At 61.9% G+C, this 14,440-nt stretch carries 16 protein-coding genes; 5 read left to right on the top strand and 11 right to left on the bottom strand.

The genetic code is table 11. The features are described 5' to 3' along the window. Positions 1 to 5: 5 nt before the first annotated feature. The 5 genes from mrdA to AB4O08_RS16050 all read right to left on the bottom strand — a co-directional run bounded on the left by mrdA (position 6) and on the right by AB4O08_RS16050 (position 4,870). The gene (mrdA, locus tag AB4O08_RS16070) at positions 6 to 1,904 is read right to left on the bottom strand and encodes a penicillin-binding protein 2 (RefSeq protein WP_021492969.1); all 1,899 of its coding nucleotides are present in this window, start codon (positions 1,902 to 1,904) and stop codon (positions 6 to 8) included. Between the two features lie 15 nt (positions 1,905 to 1,919). Then, positions 1,920 to 2,387, bottom strand: coding sequence for a 23S rRNA (pseudouridine(1915)-N(3))-methyltransferase RlmH (gene rlmH / locus AB4O08_RS16065; RefSeq protein ID WP_003176297.1), 468 nt, complete (start codon positions 2,385 to 2,387; stop codon positions 1,920 to 1,922). 9 nt (positions 2,388 to 2,396) lie between these two features. Continuing rightward, positions 2,397 to 2,891, bottom strand: coding sequence for a ribosome silencing factor (gene rsfS, locus AB4O08_RS16060; RefSeq protein WP_010206793.1), 495 nt, complete (start codon positions 2,889 to 2,891; stop codon positions 2,397 to 2,399). 69 nt (positions 2,892 to 2,960) lie between these two features. After that, positions 2,961 to 3,605 (bottom strand): nicotinate-nucleotide adenylyltransferase, encoded by a 645-nt coding sequence (gene nadD / locus AB4O08_RS16055; protein ID WP_010206794.1) that lies wholly within the window; start codon positions 3,603 to 3,605, stop codon positions 2,961 to 2,963. Next, positions 3,605 to 4,870, bottom strand: a complete 1,266-nt coding sequence (locus AB4O08_RS16050) for a glutamate-5-semialdehyde dehydrogenase (protein ID WP_010206795.1) — start codon at positions 4,868 to 4,870, stop codon at positions 3,605 to 3,607. The genes nadD and AB4O08_RS16050 overlap by 1 nt, the downstream gene beginning before the upstream one ends. Before the next feature lie 174 nt (positions 4,871 to 5,044). Here AB4O08_RS16050 and AB4O08_RS16045 point away from each other — a divergent pair, with 174 nt between their 5' ends. Both AB4O08_RS16045 and AB4O08_RS16040 read left to right on the top strand, forming a co-directional pair. Beyond that, positions 5,045 to 5,728, top strand: a complete 684-nt coding sequence (locus AB4O08_RS16045) for a DNA-3-methyladenine glycosylase (RefSeq protein WP_029529011.1) — start codon at positions 5,045 to 5,047, stop codon at positions 5,726 to 5,728. Between the two features lie 145 nt (positions 5,729 to 5,873). Continuing rightward, positions 5,874 to 7,190, top strand: a complete 1,317-nt coding sequence (locus tag AB4O08_RS16040; protein ID WP_010206797.1) for a bifunctional DedA family/phosphatase PAP2 family protein — start codon at positions 5,874 to 5,876, stop codon at positions 7,188 to 7,190. Here the strand turns inward: AB4O08_RS16040 and AB4O08_RS16035 are convergent. Genes AB4O08_RS16035 through AB4O08_RS16025 form a run of 3 tightly spaced genes read right to left on the bottom strand, consistent with a single transcriptional unit; the run spans position 7,187 to position 8,865 of the window. After that, the gene (locus tag AB4O08_RS16035) at positions 7,187 to 7,777 is read right to left on the bottom strand and encodes an LON peptidase substrate-binding domain-containing protein (protein ID WP_010206798.1); all 591 of its coding nucleotides are present in this window, start codon (positions 7,775 to 7,777) and stop codon (positions 7,187 to 7,189) included. The genes AB4O08_RS16040 and AB4O08_RS16035 overlap by 4 nt on opposite strands. Before the next feature lie 21 nt (positions 7,778 to 7,798). After that, the gene (locus tag AB4O08_RS16030; protein ID WP_010206800.1) at positions 7,799 to 8,515 is read right to left on the bottom strand and encodes an LrgB family protein; all 717 of its coding nucleotides are present in this window, start codon (positions 8,513 to 8,515) and stop codon (positions 7,799 to 7,801) included. After that, positions 8,512 to 8,865 carry a CidA/LrgA family protein gene (locus AB4O08_RS16025; RefSeq protein WP_010206802.1) on the bottom strand — a complete coding sequence of 118 codons (354 nt, stop codon included), beginning with the start codon at positions 8,863 to 8,865 and terminating at the stop codon, positions 8,512 to 8,514. Before AB4O08_RS16025 ends, AB4O08_RS16030 begins: the two co-directional genes overlap by 4 nt. A gap of 177 nt (positions 8,866 to 9,042) precedes the next feature. Between AB4O08_RS16025 and AB4O08_RS16020 the strand changes: the two genes are divergently transcribed. The 3 genes from AB4O08_RS16020 to AB4O08_RS16010 all read left to right on the top strand — a co-directional run bounded on the left by AB4O08_RS16020 (position 9,043) and on the right by AB4O08_RS16010 (position 11,993). After that, positions 9,043 to 9,498 carry a MaoC family dehydratase gene (locus tag AB4O08_RS16020; protein ID WP_010206803.1) on the top strand — a complete coding sequence of 152 codons (456 nt, stop codon included), beginning with the start codon at positions 9,043 to 9,045 and terminating at the stop codon, positions 9,496 to 9,498. 105 nt (positions 9,499 to 9,603) lie between these two features. Beyond that, positions 9,604 to 11,322 carry a C13 family peptidase gene (locus AB4O08_RS16015; RefSeq protein ID WP_047543341.1) on the top strand — a complete coding sequence of 573 codons (1,719 nt, stop codon included), beginning with the start codon at positions 9,604 to 9,606 and terminating at the stop codon, positions 11,320 to 11,322. Between the two features lie 29 nt (positions 11,323 to 11,351). Beyond that, positions 11,352 to 11,993, top strand: a complete 642-nt coding sequence (locus tag AB4O08_RS16010; protein ID WP_010206805.1) for an oxidoreductase — start codon at positions 11,352 to 11,354, stop codon at positions 11,991 to 11,993. Positions 11,994 to 12,131: 138 nt separating this feature from the next. On the opposite strand, the gene AB4O08_RS16005 is transcribed toward AB4O08_RS16010, so the two are convergent. From AB4O08_RS16005 to mpl, 3 genes are read right to left on the bottom strand one after another with little or no spacing between them, the layout of a single operon-like run. Further along, a complete protein-coding gene (locus tag AB4O08_RS16005; protein WP_021492973.1) occupies positions 12,132 to 12,416 on the bottom strand; it encodes a YceK/YidQ family lipoprotein in 285 nt (94 codons plus the stop codon). Then, a complete protein-coding gene (gene ubiX / locus AB4O08_RS16000; protein ID WP_010206807.1) occupies positions 12,409 to 13,038 on the bottom strand; it encodes a flavin prenyltransferase UbiX in 630 nt (209 codons plus the stop codon). Before ubiX ends, AB4O08_RS16005 begins: the two co-directional genes overlap by 8 nt. After that, positions 13,035 to 14,384: a UDP-N-acetylmuramate:L-alanyl-gamma-D-glutamyl-meso-diaminopimelate ligase gene (mpl, locus tag AB4O08_RS15995; protein WP_460114217.1), complete on the bottom strand. Its 1,350-nt coding sequence runs from the start codon at positions 14,382 to 14,384 to the stop codon at positions 13,035 to 13,037. The genes ubiX and mpl overlap by 4 nt, the downstream gene beginning before the upstream one ends. Positions 14,385 to 14,440 lie beyond the last annotated feature (56 nt).

The raw sequence follows: 14,440 nt of genomic DNA, 5'->3' as shown, positions 1-14,440 counted from the left end.
CAAAATTACTCTTCACGGGCCGTAACCTCGGTGCTTGAAGGGGGGCCGCCATATTCGGGCTTGAGCCTGCCGTCGTCGGCCAACAGCCAGGCGTCCATCACTTGGCGCACCACGGGGGCTGCGACGCCGGAACCGGACTCGCCGTTCTCGACCATCACCGCCACCACGATTTTCGGGTCGTCCGCCGGGGCAAAGCCGACAAACAAGGCGTGGTCACGGTGGCGCTCCTGGACCTTGGTGCGGTCGTATTTTTCACCCTGCTTGATCGCCACCACCTGAGCGGTACCGCTCTTGCCGGCGATGCGGTATTGCGCGCCAACCGCCGCCTTGCGTGCGGTGCCACGGGCGCCGTGCATGACTTGCTGCATGCCGTGGTTGACCTTGGTCCAGTCCGACGCATCGCGCAGCACAATGTCCGGGATCGGGTTGTCATCCACCGGCTTTTCGCCTTCGATGGTCTTGGCCAGGTGCGGACGGTTCCAGATACCTTTGTTCGCCACCAGTGCCGTGGCCTGGGCCAGTTGCAGCGGCGTGGCCTGCATATAGCCCTGGCCAATGCCAAGAATCAGGGTTTCACCCGGAAACCACGCCTGGCGACGGGTCGCTCGTTTCCACTCCCGCGACGGCATCAAGCCGGGGGATTCCTCGAACATGTCCAGGGAGACCTTCTGGCCGAGGCCGAACTTGCCCATGTAGGCGGACAAGCGGTCGATGCCCAGCTTATGCGCCAGGTCGTAAAAATAGGTGTCGTTGGAGCGCATGATCGCGGTGTCCAAGTCGACATAGCCGTCACCGGTGCGGTTCCAGTTACGGTATTTATGATCGTAGTTGGGCAGCATGTAGTAGCCCGGGTCGAACACCCGGCTGGAGGCCGTGACCACCCCCGCGTCCAGACCGGCAATCGCCACCGCCGGCTTGATCGTCGACCCCGGCGGGTACAGACCGCGCAGTACGCGGTTGAACAGTGGCCGGTCAATGGAGTCACGCAACTCGGCGTAAGCCTTGAAGCTGATGCCGGTCACGAACAGGTTGGGGTCAAAGCTTGGCTGGCTGACCATCGCCAGCACTTCGCCGGTCTTCGGATCCAGGGCAACCACCGCGCCGCGACGACCGCCCAAGGCCATCTCCGCCGCTTCCTGCAATTTGATGTCCAGGCTCAGCACGATGTCCTTGCCGGGCACCGGATCGGTGCGTTTGAGCACCCGCAGCACGCGGCCACGAGCGTTGGTCTCGACTTCTTCGTAACCCACCTGGCCGTGCAGCTCGGGCTCGTAGAAACGCTCGATGCCGGTCTTGCCGATATGGTGGGTGCCGCTGTAATTGACCGGATCGAGGGTTTTCAGCTCTTTTTCGTTGATTCGCCCCATGTAACCGACAGAGTGAGCAAAGTGCGGCCCTTGCGGGTAATGCCGCACCAACTGCGCCACCACTTCCACACCCGGCAAACGGAACTGGTTCACCGCGATCCGTGCGATCTGCTCTTCGGTCAGCTCAAACAGGATCGGTACCGGCTCGAAAGGCCGGCGCCCCTGTTTCATGCGTTTCTCGAAGATCGCCCGGTCTTCCGGCGTCAGCTGCAGCACCTCGACGATCACATCGAGGATCTGCTGCCAGTCACCGGAGCGCTCACGGGTCATGCTCAGACTGAAGCTGGGCCGGTTATCCGCCACTACCACGCCATTGCGGTCGAAGATCAGCCCGCGGGTCGGCGGGATCGGCTGCACATGCACCCGGTTGTTTTCCGACAAGGTGGAGTGATAGTCGTACTGGATCACCTGCAGGAAATACAGGCGTGCGATCAGCACACCCAACAACGCCACCACCATGATTGCGCCAAACACCACACGCGAGCGTACAAGACGTGCGTCTTTCTCGTGGTCCTTGATGCGGATCGGCTGGGTCATCGGGAGGGGCGCAGATTATTTGTGGTAAGGGTGCCCGGACAGAACTGTCCAGGCGCGATACAGCTGTTCACCGATCAGAATCCGTACCAACGGGTGCGGCAGCGTCAGCGCCGACAGCGACCAACGCTGATCCGCCCGCGCACAGACTTCCGGCGCCAGCCCTTCGGGGCCGCCGACCATGAAGTTGACCGTACGCGAATCCAGGCGCCAGCGATCCAGTTCCACCGCCAACTGCTCGGTGCTCCAGGGTTTGCCGTGGACTTCGAGGGTGACGATGCGCTCATTGGGGCCGACCTTGGCCAACATGGCTTCGCCTTCCTGACGGATGAAGCGCGCCACGTCGGCATTCTTGCCCCGGGTATTGAGCGGTATCTCGACCAATTCCAGCGACAGCTCAGCGGGCAGACGCTTGGCATACTCATGCCAGCCTTCTTCCACCCACTTGGGCATGCGTGAACCGACAGCAATCAGACGCAGGCGCACAGCCGTTCCTTATTCCTGGTCTTTGTTCAGCTTGTCGAAGTGCGCGTGACCCACTTCCGGGCTGTGGTGCTTGCCATCGGCGGCACGGCTCTGCTCGGCGCCTTTCCACAGACGCTCCAGGTCGTAGAACTGACGGGCGTTGGAGGTCATCATGTGAACGATCACGTCGTCCATGTCCAGCAGCACCCAGTCACTGTCGCCCTTGCCTTCTTCACCCAGCGGCTTCACGCCTTGGGCTTTGACGGCTTCGCGGACCTTGTCGAGCATCGCGCCGATCTGGCGGTTCGAGGTACCGGTGGCGATGATCATGTAGTCGGTGATGCTCTGCTTGTCGCGCACGTCCAGTACCTGGATGTCCTGGGCCTTGACGTCTTCAAGGGCCGCCACGGCGACTTTTACCAGTTCTTCGCCAGCCAGCTCAGGGCCGGTGTGGGCTTCTACTGGCAGCGGAGCGCTTTTGAAGGTGCCTTTGCGCTTAACTTTGCTTACGTCTTTGTTCGTCATATAAAACTCGTTTTGCTCGTATGTTCGGGCGCCCGCTCTACGACTGTGCGTAGGTTCGAGCGCGCCTTTTCAGTTCGACGCACGGTAAAGCCCGTGCGCATCGATGTAGGCCAGGACCGCGTCAGGCACCAGGAAACGTACCGACTTCCCGCTGGCCAGCAGTTGACGGATCTGGGTGGCGGACACCGCAAGCGGGGTCTGCCAGACGAATGCAATATTCCCGTTCGGCCCGGTCAGGGCCAAGGGGTCACTTACCGACCGCGCGGCCAGCAGGTTGCGCAAGGCATCCGGCGGTTCGCTGTCGGCATCCGGGCGTTGCAAAACCAGGATGTGGCAATGCTGGAGGAGTTCCTCCCAGCGATGCCAAGAGGGCAGGCCGCAAAATGCGTCCCAGCCCAAAAGCAGAAACAACTGGTCATCCACGGCCAACTCGGCGCGTATCAGTTCCAGGGTGTCCACAGTGTAGGACGGTTTATCGCGCTTGAGCTCGCGGTCGTCCACCACCAGCGGCGTTATGCCGTCCACCGCCAGGCGCACCATTTCCAGGCGCTGCTGTGGCGACACTTGCGGCGTATCGCGATGGGGCGGCCGAGCGTTGGGCATCATGCGCAGCTCGTCCAGCGCGAGGGCATCCGCGACTTCCAGGGCACTGCGCAAATGGCCGATGTGCACGGGGTCGAAGGTACCGCCGAGCAGCCCGATGCGTTTACCCATCAAGTGCGCACATGACCATCGCCGAACACCACGTACTTCTCACTGGTCAGGCCTTCCAGGCCAACCGGGCCGCGGGCGTGGAGTTTGTCGGTGGAAATACCGATCTCCGCCCCCAGGCCGTACTCGAAGCCGTCGGCAAAACGCGTCGAGGCGTTGATCATCACCGAAGCGGAGTCCACTTCGGTGAGGAAACGCCGGGCATCGCTGAAATGCTCGGAAACAATCGCGTCGGTGTGCTTGGAGCCGTAGGTGTTGATGTGTTCGATGGCCTCGTCGAGGTCGTCGACAATCTTGATCGACAGGATCGGCGCGGTGTATTCGGTGTACCAGTCAAGCTCGGTCGCGTCGATCACGTCCGCGCCCAGCAGCGCACGGGTACGCCCGCAGCCCCGCAGTTCCACGCCCTTGTCGCGGTAGATGGCAGCCAGCGGCGGCAGCACGCGATCGGCAATGCCGACGTGCACCAGCAGCGTCTCCATGGTGTTGCAAGGGGCGTAGCGGTGGGTCTTGGCGTTGTCGGCGATGCGGATCGCCTTGTCGATGTCGGCGGCGATGTCGATGTACACATGGCACACGCCGTCCAGGTGCTTGATGACGGGCACTTTTGCATCACGGCTGACACGTTCGATCAGGCTCTTGCCACCACGCGGCACGATCACGTCGACGAATTCGGGCATGGTGATCAGCGCGCCTACGGCGGCGCGGTCGGTGGTTTCCACCACTTGCACCACTTCGGCAGGCAACTCGGCCACGGCCAGGCCCTGCTGGATGCACGCGGCGATGGCACGGTTGGAATTGATCGCCTCGGAACCGCCACGCAGGATAGTGGCGTTGCCGGATTTGAGGCACAGGCTCGCGGCGTCGATGGTCACGTTTGGACGCGACTCATAAATGATGCCGATCACGCCCAGCGGCACGCGCATCTTGCCGACCTGAATACCGGATGGCAGGTAACGCATATCGCGGATTTCACCGATGGGGTCAGGCAGCTTGGCCACCTGACGCAGGCCTTCGATCATGTCGTCGATACGTGCCGGGGTCAGCGCCAGGCGGTCCAGCAGGGCCGGTTCCAAGCCATTGGCGCGGCCGTTGGCCAGGTCTTGCTCGTTGGCGGCGGTCAGCTCGGAGCGCGAGGCATCCAGAGCGTCGGCGGCGGCCAGCAGGGCACGGTTCTTCTGCGCAGTGCTCGCACGGGCGATCAGCCGCGAGGCCTGACGGGCAGCGCGACCCAGGCGGGTCATGTAGTCAAGAACGGACTCAGTCATAGTCAGGGAGTCTTGGCAGGGAGGAAAGCGGCAGATTATAGCTGTGACGCCGCCCGACTGACAGCGGTGAGGGGCGGATGGTCGAAATGAACTGTAAAAACCTGGGGTTCAGCGGTAATTAAGGTGGGAGTTGTTATGATTCCGTCACATTTAGCCGTATTTACCCTGACCGCCATGCCCAGTTCATCGCCCCAACTCCCCGCCAGCGCCCTGCCCGACAGCTTCTTCGACCGTGACGCGCAAATTCTTGCGCAAGCATTGCTCGGAAAAGTCATCCGCCATCGCGTCGGCGAAACCTGGCTTTCTGCGCGAATTATTGAAACCGAAGCCTATTACGTGGCCGAAAAAGGCAGCCACGCCTCATTGGGCTACACAGAAAAGCGTAAGGCTTTGTTTCTGGACGGTGGCCATATCTACATGTACTACGCCCGTGGCGGCGACTCCCTGAACTTCAGCGCCCATGGGCCGGGCAATGCCGTATTGATCAAATCAGCCTATCCATGGGTCGATGAATTATCCGGCCCGGCGAGCCTGGCGCAGATGCTGCTGAACAACCCGAATGCCGATGGCAGCCCACGCACCTTGCAAAAACTCTGCGCCGGTCAGACCCTGCTGTGCAAAGCCCTGGGGTTGAAGGTGCCGATGTGGGACGCCAAGCGTTTCGATCAGGAACAGCTCTATGTTGAAGACGTGGGCCAGACCCCGATCCAGATCATCCAGACCACGCGCCTGGGCATCCCCAGCGGGCGTGATGAACACCTGATGTACCGCTTCGTCGATGCGGGCTACGCGCCTTATTGCACGCGGAACCCGCTGCGCCGGGGCCAGGTCGAAGACCGCGATTATTTTTTGATTTGATAAGTAATGACCGCTGTCCCTGCTGGAAATCGATACCTGCCACACCGCAGATCCAATGTGGGAGCAAGCCCACTCCCACAGTTGGCCGGCGGTGTGGCCGGCTATGAGTTCGAGAGGAAATGGCCGCACAAATGGAGAGGACTGTATGAGCCAATGGCTCGATAGCATTACCGGCTGGTTAACACTGAACCCCGAATGGCTGGCGGTCGCGGTGTTTATCGTCGCCTGCGTGGAATGCCTGGCCATCGCCGGGCTTATCGTGCCGGGCACGGTATTGTTGTTTGCCATTGCGGCGCTGGCCGGTAGCGGCGCGCTGTCCTTGAGCGAAACCCTGCTGCTGGGTTTCCTCGGCGGCTTGCTGGGTGACGGGGTGTCCTACTTCCTCGGACGACATTTCCATCAGAACATCCGGCGTCTGCCCGGCCTGCGCCATCATCCCGAATGGATGAACGGCGCCGAAACTTACTTCCACAAGTACGGCATTGCCAGCCTGCTGGTCGGACGCTTCATCGGCCCATTGCGCCCTATGCTGCCGATGGTGGCCGGTATGTGCGACATGCCATTCCCGCGTTTCGCCATGGTGAGCATTGTGGCAGCAGCGGGTTGGACGGTGGCTTACCTGCTGCCCGGCTGGGCGACCGGCGCTGCGTTCCGCCTGCCCTTGCCCGAAGGGTTCTGGCCCGAGGCGGCAGTGGTTGCGGGTTGCCTGGCGGCGTTGATTGGACTGAGCCTGAACAGCAGCCTGCGCGGCCATCGGCGCGCCACGTTATGGATTGGGTGTGCCAGCCTGGTGCTATTGATCGCGCTGTTTATTGGCTACCACTCGCTGGACAACTTCGACCACGGCCTGAGCGCCCTGGTGCAGGAACACCGCAGCCCCTGGCTGGACGAAGTGATGGTGCGTATCACCCAACTGGGTGAGTTCAAGAAGATGTTCGTTGCCAGCGCGGTGTTCACCGGCCTGCTGCTATTGGCGCGGCAATGGCGCCACGCAGTGTTCGTTGGCGCAACGCTGGCCGGGGCTGCGGTGATCAACACCGGGACCAAGCTGTTTTTCGCCCGTGGCCGCCCGGAAATCCTCACCGACCCGCTGACCAGCTTCAGCATGCCCAGCGGCCACGCGTCGGGCGCGTTCGCGTTTTTCCTGGCGCTGGCGATCCTGGCCGGTCGCGGACAACCCGTGCGGTTGCGCCTGACCTGGATGTTGTTGGGCTGCATTCCCGCCGCTTTCATTGCGCTATCGCGCGTCTACCTCGGCGCCCACTGGCCCACGGACATCCTGGCCGGCACGCTGCTGGCGATGACGGTGTGTGCGTTCAGCCTGGGCATCAGCCAGTATCGAAGCCCGCTGCCGGCCATGTCGCAAAAAACCTGGTGGCTGTTGCTGCCGGCGTTGGTCGCGGTGCTCAGCTTCATCGCACTCACTGGCACGCCCCACGCCCTGCTGCGCTATGCCTATTAAGTGAACAGTTCGCCCTGCAACTCGTCGAGCAGCATCTGGATTGCATCCAGGCGTTGCTGCGGGTCATCGAGTTGCAGCAGGTCGATCTTGTCGGCCTCGGTGAACGGCAGCAGATACGCCAACTGATTGCCCAAGGCTTGCTGGCCGTCGGCGTGGGCGTCCATGTCCAACGACGCCACCATGGGGTGCTCGGCCAATGCCTGGAGCAGCGCCAGCAGGTCGGCATCTTCTTCTTCCAACGGCTGGTCCGGCAGTTCTTCGAGCCACTGCACGTCGGCCACCAGCAGTTGGTCTTTCTGCACACCGGCATCCCGTACGCGAAACCTGCGCCCGCCTTCGACGCGAATCCCCAGCAGGCCGTTGTCCTGTTGCTTGAAGTCGCGGATCAGCGCTTCACAGCCGATCAGCGCGTAACCGTCCGGCGCCGTGCCCACCTCCTGGCCGTCGAGAATGCACACCACACCGAAGCTTTCGCCCTTTTTCATGCAGCGGGCGACCATATCCAGGTAGCGCGCCTCGAACAGTTGCAGGTCGAGGGTGCAGCCAGGGAACAGCACGGTATTGAGCGGGAACAGCGCCAGACTCATAAAGGTTTCCTTAAACCCGGTTTAAACGATCACCGACACAGCCAGCGGCAGGAACACCGCCGTGGCCACGCCCATCAGACTCATCGCCAGCGCTGCAAAAGCGCCGCATTCTTCGCTTTCCTGCAGGGCCACCGAGGTGCCGACGGCATGAGCAGTCATGCCCAGCGCCATGCCGCGCGCCTCGGGGCTGTGCACCCCCAGGCGAGACAAATACGCCGGGCCGATCATCGCACCGATCACCCCGGTGATCAGCACAAATACCGCCGCCAAAGCCGCCACGCCGCCGATCTGCTCGGCCACCAGCATGGCGATCGGTGAAGTCACCGACTTGGGCGCCATGGTCATCAACATCCTGTGCTCGGCGCCAAACCACCAGCCCAGCAGCACACACAGGCCGGTGGCGAGCACACCGCCTATCACCAGCGTAGTAAAAATCGGCCAGAACAATTGGCGAATGCGCCGCAGGTTCAAGTAAAGCGGCACCGCCAGGGCCACGGTCGCCGGACCCAGCAGGATGCCCATGATCTCGGTGCTCTTGCGGTACTCGGCGTAGCTCAGGCCACAACTGATCAGCACGCCGATCACCAGCAACATGGACACCAGCACCGGCTGCAGGAAGATCCAACGGGTTTTCTCGAACCCTGCCAGTACCAACTGATAAGCGCCGAGGGTGATGCCAATGCCGAACAACGGGTGATGAATCACCGCTGTCCACGCGCCCTGCCAGTCGAAGATCATTGATCCTTCTCCTTGCGCTTGACCATCTGCTGCATCAGCACGCCCACGAAGCCCATGGCGATCACCAGCGACAGCACCAGCGCACCGACAATGGCCCAGAAATCAGCGGCAATATCCTTGGCATACACCATCACCCCCACCGCCGGTGGCACCAGCAGCAACGGCAAGTAACGCAACAGGCTGCTGGCCGCCAGGCTCAAGGGCTCGCCGACATCGCCCTTCCAGATCAGAAAACCCAGCATCAACAGCAGCCCGATGATCGGGCCCGGCAGTACCGGCAACAGCAAATGATTAATCGCCGTGCCGATCAGTTGAAACAGCACCAGCCAGGTCAGGCCACGTAACAGCATCCGTTCTTCCCCCTCAATACTCGCCCGCATTATAAGCACGCCCGCCCTATGCACCGGCATTCGCCAAAAGCATGGTGGGTTGACCGAGTCTATCGGCCATGATGATCTACATTGGTTCTCTGTAATCCATAAAAAACCAGACGTTGTACACAGCGTGATGAACCAAGGAGAGACGCAATGCCCTATGTACCCGTAGCGCAGCTCAAAGATTATGTCGGCAAGGAGCTGGGACGTTCCGAATGGCTCACCATCGACCAGGCGCGTATCAACCTGTTCGCCGAGGCCACTGGCGATCATCAGTTCATCCACGTCGACCCGGTCAAGGCCGCGCAAACCCCGTTCGGCAGCACCATCGCCCACGGTTTCCTGTCGCTGTCGCTGATGCCCAAACTGATGGAGGACCTGCTGATCGTGCCCGAGGGCCTGAAGATGGCCGTCAACTATGGCTTGGACAGCGTGCGCTTCATCCAGCCGGTGAAGGTCAACTCCAAGGTGCGCCTGAACGTGACGCTCAATGACGTCACCGAGAAAAAACCCGGCCAATGGCTGCTCAAGGCCACCGCCACCCTGGAAATCGAAGGCCAGGAAAAACCAGCTTACATTGCTGAGTCGCTGTCCCTCTACTTCGTGTAAGTCCGCGCCTGTGGTGGGGACATAAACCTCACCACAGCGTATGTAAATTTATGTATGAAACTCGCAGCTGCGGCATACTCGGCGCTCAATTATCCGGATCCCGCTATGCGCCCACTCGCTCCCCTCGCCCTTGCCCTGTTGCTCACCGCTTGCGGAGACGGCGAATCGCTGTTGCCGCCCGATGCGCGCCTGCCCGACGGCGGCCGCTACCGGGGCGATGTGGTCGATGGTTTGCTGCAAGGTCAGGGCCGCGTGGACTACCCCAACGGCAGCTGGTATGCCGGCCAGTTCGACAAAGGCCAGTGGCACGGCCAGGGCGAGTGGCATGGCAGCAATGGCGAAGTCTATAAAGGCCAGTTCCAGCAGGGGCTGTTCGACGGCCAGGGCAGCCTGACCACGGCGGGCAGCCACTATGTGGGTGGCTTTAAGAACGGTCGACGCAACGGCGAAGGCACCCTCAAAGAGGGGCAGATGACCTATCGCGGCGAATTCAAGGACGACCAGTATTCCGGCCTCGGTCGCCTGGAGCTGGCGGACGGCAGCCAATACCAGGGCCAGTTCGCCCACGGCAAACCGAATGGCGAAGGCCAGCGCAACGACGACAGCGGCAACCAGTTCAGCGGCCATTTCGTCGATGGTCAACTGGAAGGCAACGGCACTTTCAACAGCGCCGATGGCGACATTTATGTTGGCCAATTCAAGCAGAACCAGCTCAATGGCAAGGGCCGCTACGAGAACGCCGACGGCGACGTGTGGATCGGCCAGTTCAAGGAAGGCGCGCTCAGCGGCAAGGGCGAGTTGATCGGTGTCGACGGCAGCCACTATGTCGGCCAGTTCAGCGATTGGCGCTTCAGCGGTGAAGGCCGCCTGAACCTCACCGACGGCAGCTTCTATATCGGCGGGTTCGACAGCGACAGCTATCAAGGCAAAGGCACCCTGGTCCTCACCGACGGCACCGTGCAGGCCGGCACGTGGGTCAATGGCATGCGCGTGCGTGACGCCGATGGCAAACTGCTGCCCGACCCGTTGGAGATCGGCATACTGGCCCAAGGTGGTTTGCTCAACGCAGCCCTCGCCGCCGTGCCCGCCTCGACCCCGGCCGTCGAGCTGTACACCCTGGCCGTGGCCGGCGACGGTAAACAAAGCGTGTTCCTGCGCGAAGCCGATTACGTCAGCAACATGCTCGCCACCCGTTTTGGTGCACGCGGGCAGATTCGCCTGGTCAACCACCGCGACCACATCGCCGACCGCCCGCTGGCCACGCGCGAAAGCCTGCGCCGCGCCGTGCAAACCCTGGCCGACCGCACCGGGCCGGAAGACCTGGTGTTTATCTACATGACCAGCCACGGTACCCACGAACACGAACTGGTGCTGGACCAACCGCGTATGGAGCTGGCCGACCTGCCCGCCGATGAGCTCGCCGCCGTGCTGGCACCGCTGAAGAGCCGCGACAAGATCGTGGTGATTTCCGCCTGCTACTCCGGTGGCTTCATACCGGCGCTAAAGGACGATCGCACCCTGATCATGACCGCCTCGCGCGCCGATCGCGTGTCTTTCGGTTGCTCCGAGGAAGCCGACTTCACCTACTTCGGCGACGCCCTCTTCGCCCAAGCCTTCAACCAGACCGACGACTTGCAGCAAGCCTTCAAGCTGGCACAACTGCATGTGGCCGAACGCGAACAGGCGGACAACTTCGAAGCCTCCGAGCCGCAGATCTGGGCCCCCAAGGGTGTGATCGCCCATTGGCAATTATTACGCAAACAGCAGGCACGAAAGGCGCTCGAAAGCGTCTCAATGAATAGCAAGGAAGCCAAAGGCAACTAAGCTGTAACGTGTAACAAGGGGGAAACACCATGTACCTGACGCCTCAGCATATCTTGCTCGCCGGAGCCTCCGGCCTTACCGGCGAACACCTGCTCGATCGCCTGCTCAACGAACCCACCGTGACCCGCGTGCTCGCACCCAGCCGCAAGCCATTGGCGGAACACCCGCACCTGGAAAACCCGGTGGGCGACCCGGCGGTGTTCCTGCCGCAGCTGAGTGGCCGGGTGGATCTGGCCTTCTGCTGCCTGGGCACCACCCTCAAACAGGCGGGCTCCGAAGCGGCTTTTCGCGCCGTCGATCTGGACATGGTGGTGGCCTTCGCCAAACGCGCGCGGGAAATGGGCGCACGGCACTTGGTCGTGATCAGCGCCATTGGCGCCGACCCGAAATCGTCGGTCTTCTACAACCGCGTCAAAGGGGAAATGGAAGAGGCGCTGAAAGCCCAGGACTGGCCTCAGCTGACCATCGTGCGGCCGTCGTTGCTGTTGGGGGAACGGCTGGAGCCGCGCCTGACCGAACAGTTGGCCGGCCCGTTATCACGACTGATTCCAGGCAAATACCGTGGTATCGAAGTGTGTGAACTGGCCCGGGCCATGTGGCGCCTGGCGCTGGAAGAACAGGATGGGGTGCGGGTGGTGGAGTCGGATGAGTTGCGCAAGCTGGGCAAGTAATCCGATTTAACTATCCGGCAGAGATTCAAATGTGGGAGCGGGCTTGCTCGCGAAGGCAGTGTGTCAGTCGACGAGTAATATGACTGATCCACCGCATTCGCGCTCCCACATGGGTTTTGTGCCGCCTTCCAGACAGGGTTAGAGACCACCGGTAGCGTTGAAGCCAACCCCAAGAACCGTCAACACCGACAGCGGCAACAACAGCGTATCGAGCAACGCACTGGCCGGCAGATCCACCCCAGGGTAGCTCGGCGCCTCGGCACCAAACCTGTCCTTGGCGCAGCAACCCCCCTTCATCGCATACAGGTCCAGGCGCGTACCGGCATACACCACCGGCGCGCCAGGTTTTGCCGCATCCAGTGTGCGCGCGGTGGCGCAGCCGGCCAGTTGCAGCGCCAGCAGGATCAGCAGCGCCTTACTCATCACTGCTCAAATGGTGCTCACCCCAACGCGGCAGCATGTCCTGAGGGATGTTCAGCAGGTTGAGGATGCGCGCCACCACAAAGTCCACCAGGTCATCGATGGTCTGCGGCTGGTGATAGAAGCCCGGCGAGGCCGGCAAAATGGTGACGCCCATGTTCGACAGCTTGAGCATGTGTTCCAGGTGAATGCTCGAATATGGCGCTTCACGGGGCACCAGGATCAACTGGCGACGCTCCTTCAAGGTCACATCCGCCGCGCGCTCGATCAGGTTGTTGCAGGCACCGGTAGCAATCGCCGACAAGGTCCCGGTGGAACATGGCACCACCACCATCGCCGCCGGCGCGCCGGAGCCGGAAGCCACGGGCGACATCCAATCCTCTTTACCGTAGACCTTGATCTGCCCCGCCGCCGCACCGGTGTATTCGGTGAGGAAGGCCTGCATCATCTGCACCTTGGGCGGCAGCGCCACGTCGGTCTCGGTGGCCATCACCAACTGCGCGGCCTTGGAGATCAGGAAGTGCACCTCGCGCTCTTCACGTACCAGGCAATCCAGCAGGCGCAAACCATAAGGCGCACCAGAAGCGCCGGTCATCGCCAGGGTAACGCGTTCCGGGCCACTCATTTCAGCGCCTCAGCCAATTTGCCGTGCAGGCCGCCAAAGCCGCCGTTGCTCATGACCACGACATGGGTGCCCGGTTTGGCCAGGCGCTTGACGTGTTCGATGATGCCTTCGATGGAGTCGCAGACGAGGGAAGGCACGGTGCACAGGACTGCAATCGCCGGCAGATCCCAGCCGAGGTTGGCCGGTGCGTACCAGACCACCTGGTCGGCGTCGTTGACGCTTTCCGGCAGGCCATCCCGGTGGGCACCGAGCTTCATGGAATTGGAGCGCGGCTCGACAATCGCAATGATCGGCGCATCGCCGACACGTTTGCGCAGGCCATCCAACGTAGTAGCAATTGCCGTCGGGTGGTGGGCAAAGTCGTCGTAGATGGTAACGCCATTCACGTCGGCAACTTTTTCCATACGGCGCTTCACGCTTTTGAACGCGCTCAACGCGGCAATGCCCATGGAAGGCACCACGCCCACGTGCCGCGCAGCCGCCAGGGTGACCAAGGCATTGGCGACGTTGTGCTGGCCGGTCATGTCCCACTCGACGATGCCTTGGGTCTGGCCTTCGAACAGCACTTCAAATGTGGAACCGTCGTCGCTGAGCAGCTTGACCTGCCACTGCCCGCCCTCGCCAGTGGTTTGCACCGGGGTCCAGCAGCCCATCTCGATCACACGCTGCAAGGCCGGCTCGGTGGTCGGGTGGATCACCAGGCCTTCGCTCGGAATGGTGCGCACCAGGTGATGGAACTGACGCTCGATGGCCGCCAGATCGGGGAAGATGTCGGCGTGGTCGAACTCCAGGTTGTTCAGGATTGCCGTGCGCGGGCGGTAGTGGACGAATTTGGAGCGCTTGTCGAAGAAGGCGCTGTCATATTCATCCGCCTCGATCACGAAGAACGGCGTATCGCCCAGGCGCGCCGACACCGAGAAATTCTGCGGCACACCACCGATCAGGAAGCCCGGGCTCATGCCTGCATGCTCCAGCACCCAGGCGAGCATGCTGCTGGTGGTGGTTTTGCCGTGGGTGCCAGCGACCGCGAGTACCCAACGGCCTTGCAACACATGGTCGGCCAGCCATTGCGGGCCGGACACATAAGGCAAACCTTTATTGAGTACGTATTCGACCGCCGGGTTGCCACGGGACATGGCATTGCCGATCACCACCAAGTCCGGGACCGGGTCGAATTGCGACGGGTCGTAACCTTGGGTCAACTCGATACCCTGGGCCTCGAGTTGCGTGCTCATGGGCGGATAGACGTTGGCGTCGGAGCCTGTCACGTGATGGCCCAGCTCTTTGGCCAGTACTGCCATCGAGCCCATGAATGTGCCGCAAATACCGAGAATATGAATGTGCATAGTCGACCTCGTAAAACATCGAGGCAGGTTAGCGCAGGGGGGCGAAAATCGCACCC

This window comes from Pseudomonas sp. H3_E07, assembly GCF_054668895.1.
The sequence above is the reverse complement of the archived record's forward strand: the minus strand, read 5'-3'. Positions and strand labels throughout refer to the sequence as shown.